The 1,409-nt window shown below is 55.2% G+C and carries 1 pseudogene; it reads right to left on the reverse strand.

The features are described from left to right. Nucleotides 1-1,397 (reverse strand): annotated as a pseudogene (gene lacZ, locus HMPREF3140_RS13195) (beta-galactosidase); the annotation flags it as partial. Nucleotides 1,398-1,409 lie beyond the last annotated feature (12 nt).

The raw sequence follows: 1,409 nt of genomic DNA on the forward strand, positions 1-1,409 counted from the left end.
CCGTGGCCTGATTCATTCCCCAGCGACCAGATGATCACACTCGGGTGATTACGATCGCGCTGCACCATTCGCGTTACGCGTTCGCTCATCGCGGGTAGCCAGCGCGGATCATCGGTCAGACGATTCATTGGCACCATGCCGTGGGTTTCAATGTTGGCTTCATCCACCACATACAGGCCGTAGTGGTCGCACAGCGTGTACCACAGCGGATGGTTCGGATAATGCGAACAGCGCACGGCGTTAAAGTTGTTCTGCTTCATCAGCAGGATATCCTGCACCATCGTCTGCTCATCCATGACCTGACCATGCAGAGGATGATGCTCGTGACGGTTAACGCCGCGAATCAGCAACGGCTTGCCGTTCAGCAGCAGCAGACCATTTTCAATCCGCACCTCGCGGAAACCGACATCGCAGGCTTCTGCTTCAATCAGCATGCCGTCGGCGGTGTGCAGTTCAATCACCGCACGGTAGAGATTCGGGATTTCGGCGCTCCACAGTTTCGGGTTTTCGACGTTCAGACGTAGCGTGACGCGATTGGCATAACCGCCACGCTCATCGATAATTTCACCGCCGAAAGGCGCGGTGCCGCTGGCGACCTGTGTTTCACCCTGCCACAAAGAAACCGTCACCCGCAGCTCATCGCGCAGCTCGCCGTACATCTGAACGTCTGCCTCCAGTACAGCGCGGCTGAAATCATCATTAAAGTGAGTGGCTACATGGAAATCGCTGATTTGCGTGCTCGGTTTATGCAGCAACGAGACGTCACGGAAAATGCCGCTCATCCGCCACATATCCTGATCTTCCAGATAACTGCCGTCACTCCAGCGCAGCACCATCACCGCGAGGCGGTTTTCTCCGGCGTGTAAAAATGCGCTCAGGTCAAATTCAGACGGCAAACGACTGTCCTGTCCGTAACCGACCCAGCGCCCGTTGCACCACAAATGAAACGCCGAGTTAACACCATCAAAAATAATTCGCGTCTGGCCTTCCTGTAGCCAGCTTTCATCAACATTAAATGTGAGCGAGTAACAACCTGTCGGATTCTCCGTGGGAACATACGGCGGATTGACCGCAATGGGATAGGTCACGTTGGTGTAGATAGGCGCATCGTAACCGTGCATCTGCCAGTTTGAGGGGACGATGACAGTATCGGCGTCAGGAAGATCGCGCTCCAGCCAGCTTTCTGGTACCGCTTCTGGTGCCGGAAACCAGGCAAAGCGCCATTCACCATTCAGGCTGCGCGACTCTTGGGAAGGGCGATCGGTGCGAGCCTCTTCGCTATTACGCCAGCTGGCGAAAGGGGGATGTGCCGCAAGGCGATTAAGTTGGGTAACGCCAGGGTTTTCCCAGTCACGACGTTGTAATACGACGGCCAGTGAATCCGTAATCATTGTCATAGTTGTATCCTG

The organism is Klebsiella sp. HMSC16A12, assembly GCF_001808265.1.
GTDB lineage: Bacteria > Pseudomonadota > Gammaproteobacteria > Enterobacterales > Enterobacteriaceae > Klebsiella > Klebsiella pneumoniae.